16 protein-coding genes are annotated in these 17,460 nt (G+C 63.7%); 10 read left to right on the forward strand and 6 right to left on the reverse strand.

The features are described from left to right. Window positions 1–20 precede the first annotated feature (20 nt). The 10 genes from proB (at window position 21) to IVB22_RS18820 (ending at window position 9,648) form a co-directional block, all read left to right on the forward strand. The gene (proB, locus tag IVB22_RS18775; RefSeq protein WP_247518783.1) at window positions 21–1,163 is read left to right on the forward strand and encodes a glutamate 5-kinase; all 1,143 of its coding nucleotides are present in this window, start codon (window positions 21–23) and stop codon (window positions 1,161–1,163) included. Between the two features lie 116 nt (window positions 1,164–1,279). Further along, window positions 1,280–2,572 (forward strand): glutamate-5-semialdehyde dehydrogenase, encoded by a 1,293-nt coding sequence (locus IVB22_RS18780; protein WP_247518784.1) that lies wholly within the window; start codon window positions 1,280–1,282, stop codon window positions 2,570–2,572. Between the two features lie 31 nt (window positions 2,573–2,603). Continuing rightward, complete coding sequence (locus tag IVB22_RS18785) at window positions 2,604–3,233, forward strand: nicotinate-nucleotide adenylyltransferase (RefSeq protein WP_247518785.1); 630 nt, start codon at window positions 2,604–2,606, stop codon at window positions 3,231–3,233. 233 nt (window positions 3,234–3,466) lie between these two features. After that, window positions 3,467–3,820, forward strand: a complete 354-nt coding sequence (rsfS, locus tag IVB22_RS18790) for a ribosome silencing factor (RefSeq protein ID WP_247518786.1) — start codon at window positions 3,467–3,469, stop codon at window positions 3,818–3,820. A gap of 95 nt (window positions 3,821–3,915) precedes the next feature. Beyond that, entirely contained in the window at window positions 3,916–4,398 is a 483-nt protein-coding gene (gene rlmH / locus IVB22_RS18795; protein ID WP_247518787.1) for a 23S rRNA (pseudouridine(1915)-N(3))-methyltransferase RlmH, read from the forward strand. 87 nt (window positions 4,399–4,485) lie between these two features. Further along, complete coding sequence (locus IVB22_RS18800) at window positions 4,486–5,817, forward strand: murein hydrolase activator EnvC (protein ID WP_247518857.1); 1,332 nt, start codon at window positions 4,486–4,488, stop codon at window positions 5,815–5,817. After that, complete coding sequence (locus IVB22_RS18805; protein WP_247518788.1) at window positions 5,814–7,172, forward strand: S41 family peptidase; 1,359 nt, start codon at window positions 5,814–5,816, stop codon at window positions 7,170–7,172. The genes IVB22_RS18800 and IVB22_RS18805 overlap by 4 nt, the downstream gene beginning before the upstream one ends. A gap of 124 nt (window positions 7,173–7,296) precedes the next feature. Next, a complete protein-coding gene (locus tag IVB22_RS18810; protein ID WP_247518789.1) occupies window positions 7,297–8,493 on the forward strand; it encodes a divergent polysaccharide deacetylase family protein in 1,197 nt (398 codons plus the stop codon). Window positions 8,494–8,589: 96 nt separating this feature from the next. Continuing rightward, window positions 8,590–9,096 carry an RNA pyrophosphohydrolase gene (locus IVB22_RS18815; RefSeq protein WP_108520585.1) on the forward strand — a complete coding sequence of 169 codons (507 nt, stop codon included), beginning with the start codon at window positions 8,590–8,592 and terminating at the stop codon, window positions 9,094–9,096. A 54-nt stretch (window positions 9,097–9,150) separates the two neighbouring features. Next, window positions 9,151–9,648, forward strand: coding sequence for an RNA pyrophosphohydrolase (locus IVB22_RS18820; protein WP_247518790.1), 498 nt, complete (start codon window positions 9,151–9,153; stop codon window positions 9,646–9,648). Window positions 9,649–10,062: 414 nt separating this feature from the next. Here the strand turns inward: IVB22_RS18820 and IVB22_RS18825 are convergent, their stop codons facing one another. The 6 genes from IVB22_RS18825 to IVB22_RS18850 all read right to left on the reverse strand — a co-directional run bounded on the left by IVB22_RS18825 (window position 10,063) and on the right by IVB22_RS18850 (window position 17,068). Next, the gene (locus tag IVB22_RS18825; RefSeq protein WP_247518791.1) at window positions 10,063–11,736 is read right to left on the reverse strand and encodes an adenylate/guanylate cyclase domain-containing protein; all 1,674 of its coding nucleotides are present in this window, start codon (window positions 11,734–11,736) and stop codon (window positions 10,063–10,065) included. Between the two features lie 191 nt (window positions 11,737–11,927). Further along, window positions 11,928–12,335, reverse strand: coding sequence for a F0F1 ATP synthase subunit epsilon (locus IVB22_RS18830; RefSeq protein ID WP_247518792.1), 408 nt, complete (start codon window positions 12,333–12,335; stop codon window positions 11,928–11,930). 142 nt (window positions 12,336–12,477) lie between these two features. Next, window positions 12,478–13,920, reverse strand: coding sequence for a F0F1 ATP synthase subunit beta (gene atpD, locus IVB22_RS18835; protein WP_247518793.1), 1,443 nt, complete (start codon window positions 13,918–13,920; stop codon window positions 12,478–12,480). Between the two features lie 58 nt (window positions 13,921–13,978). After that, window positions 13,979–14,857: a F0F1 ATP synthase subunit gamma gene (locus IVB22_RS18840; protein WP_247518794.1), complete on the reverse strand. Its 879-nt coding sequence runs from the start codon at window positions 14,855–14,857 to the stop codon at window positions 13,979–13,981. A 121-nt stretch (window positions 14,858–14,978) separates the two neighbouring features. After that, on the reverse strand, window positions 14,979–16,508 hold the full coding sequence (atpA, locus tag IVB22_RS18845; protein ID WP_247518795.1) for a F0F1 ATP synthase subunit alpha: 1,530 nt from the start codon (window positions 16,506–16,508) through the stop codon (window positions 14,979–14,981). Further along, entirely contained in the window at window positions 16,508–17,068 is a 561-nt protein-coding gene (locus tag IVB22_RS18850; protein ID WP_247518796.1) for a F0F1 ATP synthase subunit delta, read from the reverse strand. Before IVB22_RS18850 ends, atpA begins: the two co-directional genes overlap by 1 nt. Window positions 17,069–17,460 lie beyond the last annotated feature (392 nt).

Raw genomic sequence — 17,460 nt, forward strand, 5'->3', positions numbered from 1 at the left:
CGTCTCATTTCGACCGCATCATGAAACGCCCCGCGCTCAAAAACTTTCGCCGCATCGTCGTCAAGGTCGGCTCCTCGCTCCTGATCGATTCCAATGCGGGCGAGGTCCGCTCGGCGTGGCTGTCGGCGCTGGCCGCTGATATCGCCAAGCTGCACGGCGAAGGCCGTGACGTTCTGGTGGTCTCGTCGGGTTCGATTGCGCTGGGGCGCAGCCGTTTGAAATTGCCGCGCGGCCCGCTGAAGCTCGAGGAGAGCCAGGGCGCCGCCGCGGTGGGGCAGATCGCGCTGGCGCGGATCTGGTCGGAAGTGCTGGGGGCTCACGGCATCGGCGCCGGGCAGATTTTGGTGACGCTGCAGGATACCGAGGAGCGCCGCCGCTATCTCAACGCCCGCTCGACCATCGGCAAATTGCTGGAATGGCGCGCGGTGCCCGTGATCAACGAGAATGACACGGTGGCGACCAACGAAATCCGCTATGGCGACAATGATCGTCTCGCCGCGCGCGTCGCCACCATGGCGAGCGCCGATTTGCTGATCCTGTTGTCCGATATCGACGGCCTCTATGACGCGCCGCCCGGTGCCAATCCCAACGCCAAACTGATTCCGATCGTCGAATCGGTCACCTCGGAGATCGAGGGCATGGCAGGCGCGGCCGAATCCGAACTGTCGCGCGGCGGCATGTTCACCAAGATCGAAGCGGCGAAGATCGCGACGACGTCAGGCACGCATATGCTGATCGCCTCGGGCAAGATCGAACATCCGCTGCAGGCGATATCAGATGGCGGCCGCTGCACCTGGTTCCTGACGCCGGCCAATCCCGTCACCGCCCGCAAGCGCTGGATCGCAGGCTCGCTGGAGCCGAAGGGCACGCTGACCATCGATGCCGGCGCGGTCGCGGCGCTCCGCGCAGGCAAAAGCCTGCTGCCGGCCGGCGTGATCCGGGTCGAGGGCCAATTCGCCCGCGGCGACGCGGTCGTGGTGCGCGGCCCCGACACCCACGAGATCGGGCGCGGCTTGGTGGCCTACGACGCCGAGGATGCGGAGAAGGTCAAGGGCCGCTCCTCGCCGGACGTGATGGCCATTTTGGGCATTAGCGGCCGGGCGGAGATGATCCATCGCGACGACCTGGTGGTCGGCCCGGCCGGGACCGTTCCGGTCAAGTAGGCCACTGGCCGAGCTGCCTATTTCTGATATCGCCAGCCAGCCATGCCGGTTCCGGACCTCGCAAGAGCGGGATTTCCGTGCTAGGACATGGCCTTAATCAAGACACGAGCCTCCCCATGACCGCGCCTCTCAAGGCAATCGACGGCAACGCCGATCTGCCCGCTTTGATGACCGACCTCGCTACCCAGGCGCGCGCCGCTGCGCGGGTGCTGGCGCTGGCGCCGCCGGAGCAGAAGGACCGGGCGCTGGATGCCATCGAGCGAGCAATCCGCGCCAACGCGGCAAAGATTCTCGCGGCCAATGCCGAGGACGTGGCGGAAGTACGCGCCGGCGGGGCGACGCCGGCCTTCATCGACCGCTTGACGCTGACGCCAGCCCGGATCAACTCCATGGCCGAGGGCGTAGCCACGGTGCGCGGCATCCCCGATCCGGTCGGCACCGTTACCGAAAGCTGGCAGCGGCCAAATGGCATGACCATCGAGCGCGTGCGTGTACCGCTCGGCGTCATCGGCGTGATCTTCGAGAGCCGTCCCAATGTCGCCGCTGATGCCGGCGTACTGTGCCTGAAGGCCGGCAACGCCGTGATCCTGCGCGGCGGCTCCGACAGCTTCCGTTCGTGCCGAGCCATCCACGAATGCTTGGCGCAGGGCTTGCGCGAGGCGAGTCTGCCGGAGGCAGCGATCACGCTGGTGCCGACGCGCGACCGTGCCGCGGTCGGGCTGATGCTCGGAGGACTGGGTGGCGGTATCGACGTGATCGTGCCGCGCGGCGGCAAGAGCCTGGTCGCGCGCGTCGAAGCGGAAGCGCGCGTGCCGGTGTTTGCGCATCTCGAAGGCGTCAACCACGTCTATGTCGACGCCAGCGCCAAGCTCGACATGGCCAAGTCGATCGTGCTGAACGCCAAGATGCGCCGTACCGGCGTCTGTGGGGCGGCCGAGACGCTGCTGGTCGATCGTGCAGGCGCAGCGACCAATCTGAAGCCACTGGTCGAAATGCTGATCGAAGCCGGCTGCGAGGTGCGCGGCGACGACGCCGTGCAAAAGATCGACGCGCGGGTGAAGCCGGCAACCGACGACGATTGGGACACCGAGTACCTCGACGCGGTCATCGCCGCGCGTGTCGTCGACGGTGTGGATGCTGCGATCGCGCATATCCAACACCACGGCTCGCGCCACACCGATGCAATCGTGGCCGAGGACGCCAGGGCGGCCGGGAAATTCCTCAGCGAGGTCGATTCCGCGATCGTGCTGCACAACGCATCGACGCAGTTCGCTGATGGCGGTGAGTTCGGCTTCGGCGCGGAGATCGGGATTGCCACCGGCAAATTCCACGCCCGCGGGCCTGTTGGAGCCGAGCAGTTGACGAGCTTCAAATATCGCGTTCACGGCACCGGGCAGACGCGGCCGTGAACGCCAGCCCGTGCACGCGGTGACCCGGCTGATGCAATTGCAATCCGCCGCGCAAGCCATCCCCTTCCATACCAACGGCATGCGCATAGGCCTGCTCGGTGGCTCGTTCAATCCGCCGCACGCGGCGCATCGCGCCATCAGCCTGTTTGCGATCAAGCGCCTGAAGCTCGATCGCGTCTGGTGGCTGCTGACGCCGGGCAATCCTTTGAAGGATAACGGCCGGCTGCATGGTCTTGCCGAACGCGTCGATGCCGCGCTTGATGTAGCCAACGATCCGCGCATCGACGTCAGTTGTCTCGAAGCTGTCATCGGCACCAGATACACTGTCGACACGATCATCCATTTGCGCCGCCGCGTTTCCGGCGTGCACTTCGTCTGGATCATGGGCGCTGACAATCTCGCGCAATTTCATCGTTGGCAAAACTGGCGGCGCATCGCCGCGGAGGTGCCGATTGCGGTGATCGACCGTCCGCCGCAGAGTTTTCGGGCGCTCGCCGCACCGGCCGCACAGGCCTTGGCACGCTATCGGCTGCCCGAGAATCAGGCGGCCCGGCTAGCAGATCAGCATGCTCCCGCCTGGGCTTTCCTCACCGGCCTGAAACTGGACATGTCGTCGACCGGCTTGCGGAACCCGGACGGGAGCTGGAAGGCAAAGAAGTGACAGTTTAGTTCGAACCGGCAGGTGGGATTCACTGGAATATTGAAACCATTAACCCCACATGCCTAATATGGTCCGTGTACGCTAAGGATTCGGCGTTCGCGATACAGTGAAAGGAATGGTCCCTGGCCACATCTGTATTGTCCAAGTCCAAGTCTGTTTTACCCAAGGTTCCCAGCAAGGCTCCTGTTAAGTCTGCCAAGACCCCGCGTAAAACATCGACAAAAGCTGCGGCCTTGAAGGCGCAACCCGACGCCGACAAGACGCTGAATATGATCCTCTCCCGCCTCGACGATATGAAGGCGGAAGAAACGGTCACCATCGACCTTCGCGGCAAATCCGCCTTTTCCGATTACATGATCGTCACCACGGGCCGGGCCAACCGGCATGTCGGCGCGATCGCGGAAAACGTCACGAAAACCCTGAAGGAAAGCGGCATCAAGAACATCCATGTCGAGGGCTTGCCCAATTGCGACTGGGTGCTGATCGATTCCGGCGATGTGGTCGTGCACGTGTTCAGACCCGAGGTGCGCGAATTCTACAATCTCGAAAGATTGTGGGCGCAAAACCCGGCGGCGGCAGCGATCTGAACTCTCGGCCGATGCAAATCGGCTGAGGCGCATCTAGTCTGCTTGCGCGCGCGCAAAGGCGCGCGTGCCGGAAAGTGCACGCCAGAAACAGCATCATGCGCCTTGTCGTGGTCTCAATCGGCCGGCTGAAGCAGGGCCCGGAGCAGGAACTGGCCGAGCGCTATCGCGAGCGCTTCGAGGATATCGGCCGCAAGCTCGGCTTTCGCGGCCTCGCGATCCATGAAATTCCGGAAAGCCGCGCGCGCGACGCCGCGGCCCGGATATCGGAGGAAGCCGCGGCGATTGCGGCGGCGATACCGGAGAAATCCATGCTGGTGGCGCTGGACGAGCACGGCAAGAGCATCGATAGCGCGACCTTCGCCCGGCAGCTCGGCGATTGGCGGGATCAGGGTATCGCCAACACAATTTTCGCGATCGGAGGCGCCGACGGACTTTCGCCCGATTTGCAGCGCAAGGCTAAATTACGCATTGCGTTCGGCTCGGCGACCTGGCCGCATCAAATGGTCCGCGTCATGCTTCTTGAACAGATTTACCGGGCGGCGACCATCTTGGCCGGCCACCCCTACCATCGCGCCTAGGCACGGTGACGTGAATACAGACAACACTGAATAGACCGGATGAATTCAACGCAGGGCTTTCACTCATTCGACACCGCCGGCCGCGTCATGCCGCTGACGCCGGCTGTCTTGCTTTCCCTGCTACTGCTTTCTGCAAGCTTCGTCGCAGCAGCGCTTTCGCCGGCGGTAGCGCAATCCGCAGCGCCCGCACAGCAAGCGACGGCCGTTTCCCCCGACGCCATCAAGCAGCGCGAGGAGGAACTGGAGACCACGCGCGAGCAGCAGCGCAAGGCGGCCGAACTGCAGCAAAAACTGAAGGCCGATATCGCGGCGATCGGTCAGGACCGCTCCAAGCTCAACCAGCAACTGATCGATATCGCCACCCAGGTGCGCAGCGTCGAGACCCGCATCGCCGAGACCGAGGCCCGTCTGCGACCGCTCGACAGCCGCGAGCAGGCGGTCAGGGCTTCGCTCGATTCACGCCGCACCGAAATCGTCGAAGTGCTGGCGGCACTGCAACGCGCCGGCCGGCGCACGCCGCCGGCGCTGCTGGTTCGGCCCGAAGATGCGCTGCAATCGCTGCGCACCGCCATGCTGCTCGGATCGGTCGTGCCCGAACTGCGCGGACGCGCGGAGAAACTTGCCGCCGATCTCGGCGAGCTGGTGAATTTGCGCAAGACCATCGCCACCGAGCGCGACGTGCTGGCGCGGGACCGCGACAGGCTGAAGGACGATTCTGTCAGGCTGGCCGCGCTGGTGGAAGAGCGGCAGCGCAAGCAGAGCGCTATCGAAAAGGACGTCGAGGCCGAAGGCGCCCGCGCCATCAACCTGTCCAGGCAGGTCGAAGGCCTGCAGGGTCTGATCACGAAAATGGAGCAGGATTTGAAGAGCGCCGCCAAGGCGGCCGCAACCGCCAGCCTGCAGGGCGCCCCGGCTGCCCCGGGCGGCAAGCCCAATCTGGGAGCGCTGAAGGACCCTGCTCGATTAAGCCCGGCGATCGCCTTTGCCTCCGCCAAGGGGCTGTTCGCCTTTCCGGTCAATGGCCGCAAGATTCGCTATTTTGGCGGTTCCGACGGTGCCGGCGGCGTAGAAAAAGGCATTTCCTTGGCAACAAAGGCCGGGGCTCAGGTCACAACACCGTGTGACGGCTGGGTTGTTTACGCCGGGCCCTTCCGCAGCTACGGACAACTCTTGATCCTTAATGCCGGGGGCGGGTATCATATCCTGATCGCCGGGATGGAGCGCATTTCGGTAAACATCGGCCAGTTTGTACTTACCGGGGAGCCGGTCGCGACCATGGGATCGACGTCCCAGGTTGCATCCATTCTCGCGACGACCGCGAGCCAGCCGGTGCTGTATGTCGAGTTCCGTAAGGACGGCACTCCAATCGATTCAGGCCCATGGTGGGCCGCTAACGAAGGCGAAAAGGTTCGCGGATGATGCGCAAGACTTCTGTAATTCTTCTCAGCGCCGCCACCGGTGCGGCTTTGACGCTCTTCGTCACGCAGCCTCGTTCCTTGCTGATGGGATCGAGTGCGCGTGCGGCCACCTCGGACACCTATCGCCAGCTCAATCTGTTTGGCGACGTGTTCGAACGCGTGCGCAGCGACTATGTCGAGAAGCCCGACGACAGCAAGCTGGTCGAATCGGCAATCTCGGGCATGCTGGCCGGCCTCGATCCGCATTCGAGCTACATGGACGCGAAGAGCTTCCGCGACATGCAGGTGCAGACCCGCGGTGAATTCGGCGGGCTCGGCATCGAGGTCACGATGGAAGACGGCCTGATCAAGGTGGTCTCGCCGATCGACGACACCCCGGCGTCGAAGGCCGGCGTCATGGCCAACGACATCATCACCAATCTCGACGACGAAGCCGTGCAGGGTCTCACCCTCAATCAGGCGGTCGAGAAGATGCGCGGACCGGTCAACACCAAGATCCGCCTCAAGATCATCCGCAAGGGCCAGGACAATCCGATCGAAGTGACGCTGGTACGCGACAACATCCGCGTCCGCTCGGTGCGCGCCCGCGTCGAACAGGACGACATCGCCTATATCCGCGTCACCACCTTCAACGAGCAAACCACCGAAGGCCTGAAGCGCGAGATCGGCAACCTCTCGAACCAGATCGGCGACAAGCTCAAGGGCTACATCATCGACCTGCGCAACAATCCCGGCGGCTTGCTGGAGGAAGCGGTCACCGTTTCCGACAGCTTCCTGGAGCGCGGCGAGATCGTCTCGACCCGGGGCCGCAATGCCGAGGAAACCCAGCGCCGCGCGGCGCATACGGGCGACCTGACCAAGGGCAAGCCGATCATCGTGCTGGTCAATGGCGGCTCGGCCTCGGCCTCCGAAATCGTCGCCGGCGCACTGCAGGACCACAAGCGGGCCACGCTTGTCGGCACGCGCTCGTTCGGCAAGGGCTCGGTGCAGACCATCATCCCGCTCGGCAGCGGCAACGGCGCGCTGCGGCTCACCACCGCGCGCTATTACACGCCGTCGGGCAAGTCGATCCAGGCCAAGGGCATCGTGCCCGACATCGAGGTGCTGCAGGATGTGCCGGACGAGCTGAAGTCACGTACCGACACCAAGGGCGAGGCCTCGCTGCGCGGCCATCTGAAGAACGACGGCGATGAGAAGACCGGCTCGCAATCCTACGTGCCGCCGGATGCCAAGGACGACAAGGCGCTGAAGACCGCGGCCGACCTGCTGCACGGCATCAAGTCAACCGCGACCGCAGCACCGGCCACCGGCGACAAGGCCGCGGTCGAAAAGCCGGCCACCAAGGCCGCGAACTGATCGACTCCGTCGGCGAGCATTCAAAAAAAGGGCGGCCTTCGGGTCGCCCTTTTTGCCGGGCGGCGGAACTGCCGTGGCCCTGCCCCGTCGTGGTATCGTCGGCCCCGGTGATTCGGGGAGGTCCATGACGGAAATGACCGACGATCTGAGCACGCCGCTCGGACAGAAGACGGAGCGCCAGAAGCGCCGGTTCCGGCTGCCCTTCACTGCGATGCAGGCGCTGGCTGTGCTGCTCGGCCTGTTCCTGGTCGCCTTCCTCGCCGTCGCGCTTTTCACCGACAACCCGTTCGGCGGCGAGCCGGTCGCCCGTATCGCGCTGCGCAAGCCGGCGGACGAAAAGCTGCCCGGAGCCGCCTCCGGCCAGCCCGAACAGGCTGCAAAATCTGCACAGCAGGCTTCAAGCGGAGACAACAAGACCGTCACCATCATCGACGGCTCCAGCGGCAAGCGCCAGGACGTCGTGATCGGCAGCGATGCCGCCGACAAGACCGGCGCCGAGCCTGCGCCGGCGATGGCAATGGCCGGCATCGACCAGCGGCTGCTGGAAAAGTCCCGTTACGGCATGATTCCGGTGGTTGCCGACGGCCTGAAACCCTTCACGGTCTATGCGGCCGACGCCGACCGCACCAAGGCTGCCAAGATGCCTGTCATAGCCATCGTGGTCGGCGGGCTCGGTGTCGGCGCAGCCAAGACGGCCGATGCCATCATGAAGCTGCCACCGGCCGTAACGCTGGCATTCACCCCTTACGGGGCAGACCCCGCCAAGCTCGCCGAGCGGGCTCGTGCGCAGCGCCACGAGATCCTGCTGCAGGTTCCGATGGAGCCGTTCGACTATCCCGACAATGACCCCGGCCCGCAGACCCTGCTCACGACGCTGACGCCTGAGCAGAACATCGACCGCTTGTACTGGCACCTCAGCCGGTTCCAGGGCTATGCCGGGATCGCCAATTTCATGGGCGCACGTTTCACGGCTACCGACACCGTGATGCAGCCGATCATCCGCGAGGCGGCCAAGCGCGGCCTTGGGTATCTCGATGACGGCTCCTCGCCGCGCAGCGCCGCTCCGTCCCTGACGGCGGCCCAATCGATGCCCTTCGCCAAGGCCGATTTCACCATCGATGCCGTGCCAACCTCGGCCGAGATCGACCGGACGCTGGTCAAGCTGGAGACGCTCGCCAAGGAGCGCGGGCTGGCCGTGGGCGTCGCCTCGGCGCTGCCGATTTCGATCGAGCGGCTTGCCGCCTGGATCAAGACGCTCGACAGCCGGGGCATCATGCTTGTGCCATTGACAACGGCGATGCTGAAATCAAAATCGGGCTAGAGATCAAGCTGATGGCGGCGATCCGGACTTTCCCGGACTGCTCCGGACCGATCGATTGCGAGTGGACTTGATGCAGGCAAAGGAAACGTGAGGGACATGGCGCGCTACGAGGACCTGCCTTACCGGACCTGCGTCGGCATGATGCTGATCAATGCGGCCGGGCTGGTCTTCATTGGCCGCCGCGCCGGCGGCATCGAACATGTCGATCAAACCCATGTCTGGCAGATGCCGCAGGGTGGCGTCGATCCCGGCGAGGACACCTGGGAGGCCGCGAAGCGCGAGCTTTACGAGGAAACCAGCGTCCGCTCCGTGGAAAAACTCGGCGAAGTCCCGGATTGGCTGATCTACGACATTCCACGCACGGTGGCCGGCCGCGCCTGGAAGGGCCGATATCGCGGACAACGGCAGAAATGGTACGCGGTGCGCTTTACCGGCAAGGACGCCGAAATCAACGTCTCAAGCCCCGGCGGCGGCGGACACAAGGCCGAATTCGTGAACTGGCGCTGGGAGCCGATGAAGAATCTCCCGAACCTGATCGTTCCGTTCAAGCGGCCGGTCTACGAACGCGTGGTCAAGGAATTCTCCAACCTCGCGGGCGGCTAGCTCTTTTCGTTTTGACGCGCTGTCGCGGCGCGAACCGGTATCACCTCAAACGCCATGTCCGACAAACCCTATCGTCCCAACGTGGGAATCGCGCTGTTCAACCCCTCCGGCGAGGTGCTGATCGGGCGGCGCTTCCGGGACGACGGACCGGAAATTGTTCTTCCCGGATTAGAATGGCAGATGCCGCAGGGCGGCATCGACGCCGACGAGAACCCACGCGATGCCGTCATGCGCGAACTGTGGGAGGAGACCGGGGCGGTCAGCGCCGAATATCTCGGCGAGACCGATTGGATAAAATATGAATTTCCGCCCTATGACGGACCGCCCACCCATCGTCTCGCCCAATTCCGCGGCCAGCGGCAGAAATGGTTCGCACTGCGGTTCACCGGCCGCGACGACGAGATCGACCCGCTGACGCCGCGCAACGGCCAGCCGGCCGAATTCGATTCCTGGCGCTGGGAGCGGCTCGACCGCGTCGCCGATTTGGTCGTGCCGTTCCGGCGCGACGTCTATCGGATGGTGGCGCGGGTATTCGCGGAATTCGCCCATTAGCACAGCTGCGGGACGCGAGGCGGCTTGACAGCGTTTTGTCGCTCAATATTTTTCGGCCGGCCGAGCCCGCAGAAGGCGCCCGATACCGTCGGTGGTTTGGTATCAGCGAACCTTTTTGTGTCGACCGCAGACTAAAAGGCTCAGCTTTGAAATAACCCGCCACCGTACGGTGTCTTGCCTCTCATGATGGAAGTGACTGTAGCCAAGCGCCGCCGGAGTTGGGAGTGGCGGGTGCACGACCAGAGTGGCGCGCTGATCATGCACGGGCGCGAACGTACCCGTCCGGCTGCCCGCTACCAGGGTTACCGGAGCCTGTTCATGCTGTTGGCCGTCGGTCGGAGGTCCACAGCGTTCAGGACTTCCGAGACTCTCCCAAGAGCAGATCAATCGAATTCAGGGCCAGCAGGTCGTGGTCTAGTTAGGCCCGACTGAAAACGGGCCGATGGCGATGACCTGACAATTGCTGTCGCGCTTGGCGCAGTCGGTGAGCGCAGCAGTGACGGCGGCCTGCTCATTGGCCGCCTTCAGTCCCAGCCCCGGCCGGCCAGCCGCGCCGACCGCAACGGCGTTCCAGCCGCTTGACGCATCCACGAGCCGGCGCGCGACGTCGTCGCGCGCATCGGCTGCGATCATCGTAGTGCCGGCAGCCTTGAAGAAACCGGTGACCTTCAGTGTGATCGGAATCGGGACGACAAAATTATCGTTGAGCGCAACGAGCATGCAGGGGACGCCGGCGATCCCGCCGCATGACTCCAGGGCACGCCGTACCGCTTCCTCGACACTGTCCAGAGCAAAGGGAAAGAACAGCGCGCCGCCGGGCCCCAGCGCGAGCGCCTTGTGCTTTCGCGCCGGTGTATACACGTTTTCAAGACGCGCCTTGCCGCCGTCGCGTGTGAGCGGGACGGCCCTGGCGGCGAAGGGCTGCTCGGTCACGGCGTCATGCCTGATCCAGGGCAATGGCGGCATTGGCGGTCTGCCGTGCGCATAAACGACGGTGTCGCCGACCGCGTATAATTCGCATTTGCGCGGCGATTGCGCGGCATCGGCGCGCTTCTGGCATTGCTCCATCGCGGCCGATTTCGCAACCTCCTCGCTCGGCTGGGCGGTGACGAAAGCGTTGAACCCGCCGATATTGAGCGAGATCGCCTTGAAATCGGCAGCCGGCGCGTAGTCCGAAGCAAGCGTGGCGCGGACCTTGTCGCTAACGAAGGGAACGTTGGCGGCGGCGAATTTTTCTGACGATACGACCATCGGCAGCGATGCAGACGGCGCAGGCACCGCCGCCTTTGCGGCGGGCGCCGGTGAAGCGGCGGGAGCGGGCGAAGCCGCCGTTGCCGCTAGAGCAGGCGGTGCCGAAGATGATGCAACGGCTGACGGCACCGGACTTGCGGTGCTGCTGGAGGCCACAGCCTTGGGCGCCGACGTCTCGAGCTTGGTGAAATAGAGAAAGCCGCCGACACCGATCGCGGCCAGGCTGACCACCGTGACCGCGACCGGCCACATCCAGTTCGGCTGCGCCGCGTCTTGCGCCTTGGCCGGCTTCTTGACCTGCGGCGTCGCGTAGGTGCCGTCCTCGCGGCGCATCGCCACCATGTAGGCGTGCACCGGCGTCGGGATGTTCTTCACCTCCTGCGCGCCGATATCCGCGAACTGCACCGACAGCTTGTTGGCGACCTGCTCGTGCACCGCGCGCGAAATGCAGATGCCGCCGACTTCGGCGAGGCCCTCCAGGCGCGCGGCGATGTTGACGCCGTCGCCGAGGAGGTCGCCGTCCCGTTCGACCACGTCGCCAATGGTGATGCCGATGCGAAAGGCCATCTGGCGGCTCGGCGGATAGGCCATGTTGCGGGTACGGAGGCTCTCCTGAATATCGATCGCGCAGCGCACGGCTTCGACCGCGCTCGGAAATTCGGCGAGCACAGCGTCTCCGGCCGTATTGAAAATGCGGCCGCCGCCTTTGGCGATGAAATCGTCGGTCACCTGACGGTAGGACACGAGCCGCCGCAGCGTCTCCTCCTCGTCCTCGGCAACCAGTCTGGAGTAGCCGGCAATATCGGCCGCAAAAATCGCCGCGATCTTGCGTTTCATGAAGACCAGCCCCGGGCAAACACCAGCGGCGGGACAATGCCGCCGGAAGTTCCCGGACGCAACTAGCGCATTTTCAAGCGGGGCGGGGTTCGCGAGAGGAAATACTCCAACAAAAAGCTCAGCGCCCGTCACGGGGTGACGAGCGCTGGCATATTCGGGCCTTCATGGCGCCCCGGAGCGGTGCCCCGGGGCTAGTGCATAGCTGTCGAACTGAGTTCCTGCTGGATGCTCTTGAAGTGATCGAGCCGCTCGATGGCACGATCGAGCTCGGAGCCTTCCTTCTCGGCCAGCTTCGCTTCCATCTCGGCAATGGTCTCAGCAAACTGCGCCCGGTCGACGTCCTCCATCGAAGTAGCGACGTCAGCGAGCACAGTGAGCCCGCTTTCCGACATCTCGGCAAGACCGCCGAGTACGATGACCTTCTGGTGCGACCCGCCGCTGGTGATGGTCAGGATGCCCGGGCGGACCGCGGCCACGACCGGGGCGTGACCGGCGAGCACGCCGAAATCGCCTTCCACGCCGGGAACGTCAACCTGATCGACTTCGCCGGAGAAGGCGAGCTTTTCGGGAGAGACGAGATCGAAATGAAAGGTAGCCATGGTCTTTCCATTCTTTCCGCTGTCACCCGCGGGCTTGACCCGCGGGTCCACCAAGCGAAACATTTCTTGAGTCGATAGATTGCCGGGTCAATTTTTACGAAGATGCGCTTCGCGCTGTTGCCCGGCAGTAACGACTTCAAACTTACGCTGCTTCAGCCGCCAGCTTCTTGCCCTTCTCGACGGCTTCTTCGATGGTGCCGACCATATAGAAGGCAGCTTCCGGCAGGTGATCGTACTTGCCTTCGCAGATCGCGCGGAAACCCTTGATGGTGTCGGCGAGATCGACGAACTTGCCGGGCGAGCCGGTGAAGACTTCGGCGACGTGGAACGGCTGCGACAGGAAGCGCTCGATCTTGCGGGCGCGGGCCACCGCGATCTTGTCCTCTTCGGACAGTTCGTCCATGCCGAGAATGGCGATGATGTCCTGCAGCGACTTGTACTTCTGCAGCACCTGCTGAACCATACGCGCGGTGTTGTAGTGATCTTCGCCGACGACGAGCGGCGAGAGCATGCGCGAGGTCGAGTCGAGCGGATCCACCGCCGGATAGATGCCCTTTTCCGAGATCGCGCGGTTCAGCACCGTGGTGGCGTCCAGATGGGCGAACGAGGTCGCAGGCGCCGGGTCGGTCAAGTCGTCGGCCGGCACGTAGATCGCCTGCACCGAGGTAATCGAACCCTTGTGCGTCGTGGTGATGCGCTCCTGCAGCGCGCCCATGTCGGTGGCGAGCGTCGGCTGATAGCCCACAGCCGAAGGAATACGGCCCAACAGCGCCGACACTTCGGAGCCGGCCTGGGTGAAGCGGAAGATGTTGTCAACGAAGAACAGCACGTCCTGGCCCTGGTCGCGGAAGTGCTCGGCGACCGTCAGACCGGTGAGGCCGACGCGGGCGCGGGCGCCCGGGGGTTCGTTCATCTGGCCGAACACCAGCGCGCATTTGGACTTCACGCTCGGATCGGGATTCTTCGGGTCGGCGTTGACCTTGGATTCGATGAATTCGTGATAGAGGTCGTTGCCTTCGCGGGTACGCTCGCCGACGCCGGCGAACACCGAGTAACCGCCATGGGCCTTGGCGACGTTGTTGATCAGTTCCTGAATCAGCACGGTCTTGCCGACGCCGGCGCCGCCGAACAGGCCGATCTTGCCGCCCTTGGCGTAGGGTGCGAGCAGATCGACGACCTTGATGCCGGTGACGAGAATTTCAGCTTCGGTGGACTGGTCGGTATAGGTCGGCGCTTCCTGATGAATGGCGCGCTTGCCTTCGAACTTGATGGGACCTGCTTCGTCGATCGGCTCGCCGATGACGTTCATGATGCGACCGAGCGTGCCGTCGCCGACCGGAATCGCGATCGGCTGGCCGGTGTCGGTCACTTCCTGGCCGCGCACCAGCCCCTCGGTGGTGTCCATCGCGATGGTGCGCACCGTGGATTCGCCGAGATGCTGTGCCACTTCGAGCACCAGACGGTTGCCGCCGTTCTTGGTCTCGATCGCGTTCAGAATGGCGGGCAGATGTCCCTCGAACTGCACGTCGACGACGGCGCCGATGACCTGCGTGATGCGTCCGGTCTGGTTGGCTTGTGTGGCCATAAACTCTCTCCTTCGAATTCGTATCTAGAAACCGTCAGTTTGATCGTGCCTGTCGCCGTTACATCGCCTCGGCGCCGGAGATGATTTCAATCAGCTCCTTGGTGATCATGGCCTGACGGGTTCGGTTGTAAATCAGGGTCTGCTTGCGGATCATGTCGCCGGCGTTACGGGTGGCGTTGTCCATCGCGCTCATCTGCGCGCCGTAGAACGAGGCGTTGTTTTCCAAGAGCGCACGGAAGATCTGCACCGCGAGATTGCGCGGCAGCAGGCGCGTCAGGATCTCGTCCTCTTCCGGCTCGTATTCGTAAGACGTCGACGGCCCGGCATTCGCTGCCGGCGCTTCCACCACCAGCGGAATGATCTGCTGGGCGGTCGGGATCTGCGAGATCACGGATTTGAAGCGCGAATAGAACAGCGTGCAGACGTCGAACTCGCCGGCGTCGAAGCGCGCCAGAACCTTTTTGGCAATGTCTTCGGCATTGACGAAGCCGAGCTGGCGAACCGAGCGCAGATCGACGTGCTCGATGATCTGCTTCTCAAAGTTTCGGCGGAGTTGCTCGTAGCCCTTGCGGCCGACGCAGAAAATCTTGACCTCTTTGCCCTGACCGATCAGCGACTGCGCGCGTTCACGGGCCAGGCGCACGATCGATGAATTGAAGGCGCCGGAAAGTCCGCGCTCGCCGGTGCACACCAGCAGCAGATGCACCTGATCCGTGCCGGTACCGGCCAGCAGCGCCGGGGCGCCGGGCGAACCCGCCGCGGCGGATGCGATATTGGAAATCACCGCGTCCATCTTTTCGGCGTAAGGCCGCGCCGCTTCGGCAGCGCTCTGCGCGCGGCGCAGCTTTGACGCCGCAACCATCTGCATCGCCTTGGTGATCTTCTGCGTCGCCTTGGTGGAGGCGATGCGTACCCGCATGTCTTTAAGGGAAGCCATTCTCAGTTCACCCCGGCGATCCGGTGTCTAGACCCGACCGCAAGCCACTCTTTTGTTAGACCCGGCCCAAAAGCGCGAAGCGCGTCTTCAGGCTAAAGCGCCGGGCCTCAACGGCAAATCATCAAGCAAACGTCTTGGCGAAACCTTCGACCGCGCTCTTCAGCTTGCCGGCGAGATCGTCGGAGAGATCGCGGCTGTCACGAATGCCGTTGAGAATGTCGACGTTCTTGCCGCGCAGCAGCGACAGCAGGCCGTCCTCGAACGCACGGATCTTGCCGAGCGGCAGCGCGTCGAGATAGCCGTTGGTGCCGGCCCAAATCACGCAGACCTGCTCTTCCATCTTCAGCGGCGAGAACTGCGGCTGCTTCAGGAGTTCGGTCAGGCGCGAGCCGCGGTTCAAGAGCCGCTGCGTCGAGGCGTCGAGGTCGGAGCCGAACTGCGCGAACGCCGCCATTTCGCGGTACTGCGCCAGCTCACCCTTGATCTTGCCGGCGACCTTCTTCATCGCCTTGGTCTGCGCCGACGATCCGACGCGCGACACCGACAGACCGACGTTCACAGCGGGGCGGATGCCCTGGAAGAACAGGTCGGTTTCCAGGAAGATCTGGCCGTCGGTAATCGAAATCACGTTGGTCGGGATGTAGGCCGACACGTCGTTGGCCTGGGTTTCGATGACAGGCAGCGCGGTGAGCGAGCCCGAGCCGTGGTCCTTGCTGAGCTTCGCCGCGCGCTCGAGCAGGCGGGAATGCAGATAGAACACGTCGCCGGGATAGGCTTCGCGGCCCGGCGGGCGGCGCAGCAGCAGCGACATCTGGCGATAGGCGACGGCCTGCTTGGACAGATCGTCATAGATGATGACGGCGTGCATGCCGTTGTCGCGGAAGTACTCGCCCATGGTGCAGCCAGTGAACGGCGCGATGTACTGCATCGGCGCCGGATCGGACGCGGTGGCGGCGACGATGATCGAATATTCCAGCGCGCCCTGCTCTTCCAGCACCTTCACGAACTGGGCGACGGTGGAACGCTTCTGGCCGATCGCGACGTAGACGCAATACAGCTTGATGTTCTCGTCCGGCTGCGCGTTGAGCGGCTTCTGGTTCAGGATGGTGTCGAGCGCGATCGCGGTCTTGCCGGTCTGACGGTCGCCGATGATCAACTCGCGCTGGCCGCGGCCGACCGGGATCAGCGCATCGATCGCCTTGAGGCCGGTCGCCATCGGCTCGTTCACCGACTTGCGCGGAATGATGCCGGGCGCCTTGACGTCGACGCGCATACGCTTGTCGGCCTGGATCGGGCCTTTGCCGTCGATGGGATTGCCGAGCGCGTCGACCACGCGACCGAGCAAGCCCTTGCCGACCGGCGTATCCACGATGGCGCGGGTACGCTTGACGGTCTGGCCTTCCTTGATTTCACGGTCGGCGCCGAAGATCACGATACCAACGTTGTCGGTTTCGAGGTTCAGCGCCATGCCACGGGTGCCGTTCTCGAACTCGACCATTTCACCGGCCTGGACGTTGTCCAGACCATAGACGCGGGCGATACCGTCACCGACGGACAGCACCTGTCCGACTTCGGTAACCTCAGCCTCCTGGCCGAAATTCTTGATCTGGTCCTTGAGGATCGCGGAAATTTCCGCGGCGCGGATGTCCATCAGCCTGCCTCTTTCATCGCGTGCTTGATCGAATTGAGTTTGGTGCGAAGCGAACTATCCACCATGCGGCTGCCGAGCTTGACCACCAGGCCGCCGATAATGGAGGGATCGACTTTCACGTTGAGCGCGACGTCCTTGCCCGTCACCGATTTCAGTGCGGTCTTCAGCGCGTCGAGATTCTTTTCATTGAGCTGTTCGGCGACGGTGACGTCGGCGGTCGCCTCGCCCTTGAACTTCGCCACCAGCGCGCGGAAAGCGCGGATCACATCGGCGACTGCGAACAGCCGGCGGTTGGCGGTCAGGACTTTAAGGAATTTGGCGGAGATGCCGGAGATTCCGGCCTTGTCGAGCACGGCATCGAGCGCCTTTGCCTGCGCACCTGCCGAGAAAACCGGGCTGCGGACGAGACGCCTCAGATCGGCGCTTTCGTTCAACATCGCCTCGAATTTATCGAGATCGGCCCTTACCGTGTCGACGGATTTCTCGTCGCGCGCCAACTCGAACAAGGCCGTAGCATAACGGCCTGACACTCCCGAAACGGACGGATCTTCAGCAGCCACAGACTTTGCTCTTTTCAGCTGTCAAACTCGCAAGGGAAAAACCGTCGCCACGGGTAGCGGCGCCTAGCGATCCAAGCCCTTGGAATTCAAGCGGGACTTCGATTTTCGACCGGCACGAGAGGTGCCGGGATCGGTAAAATCGCGGCTTTGCTAACATAGCGAGCGCGCAGGTGCAACATGACCGCGCGCACAGGCGATGCCTTGTCGCACGTCAATTATCAGCACCGGTCCGACGTTGTTTTTGACTGTCCTCCGTCGCCTCAAAACTCCGCTTCGACGCCGCCGCTGGAATCGCCGGTCCATCGAGCCAGCAATGGTTCCGCCCGTATTTGCATGGCCGGCATGAGCGGAGCGGCCGGAACGAACCGGGCCGATTCTTTTCATTTGAACAT

It is taken from the genome of Bradyrhizobium sp. 190 (assembly GCF_023073415.1).
In the GTDB taxonomy this organism is placed as follows: domain Bacteria; phylum Pseudomonadota; class Alphaproteobacteria; order Rhizobiales; family Xanthobacteraceae; genus Bradyrhizobium.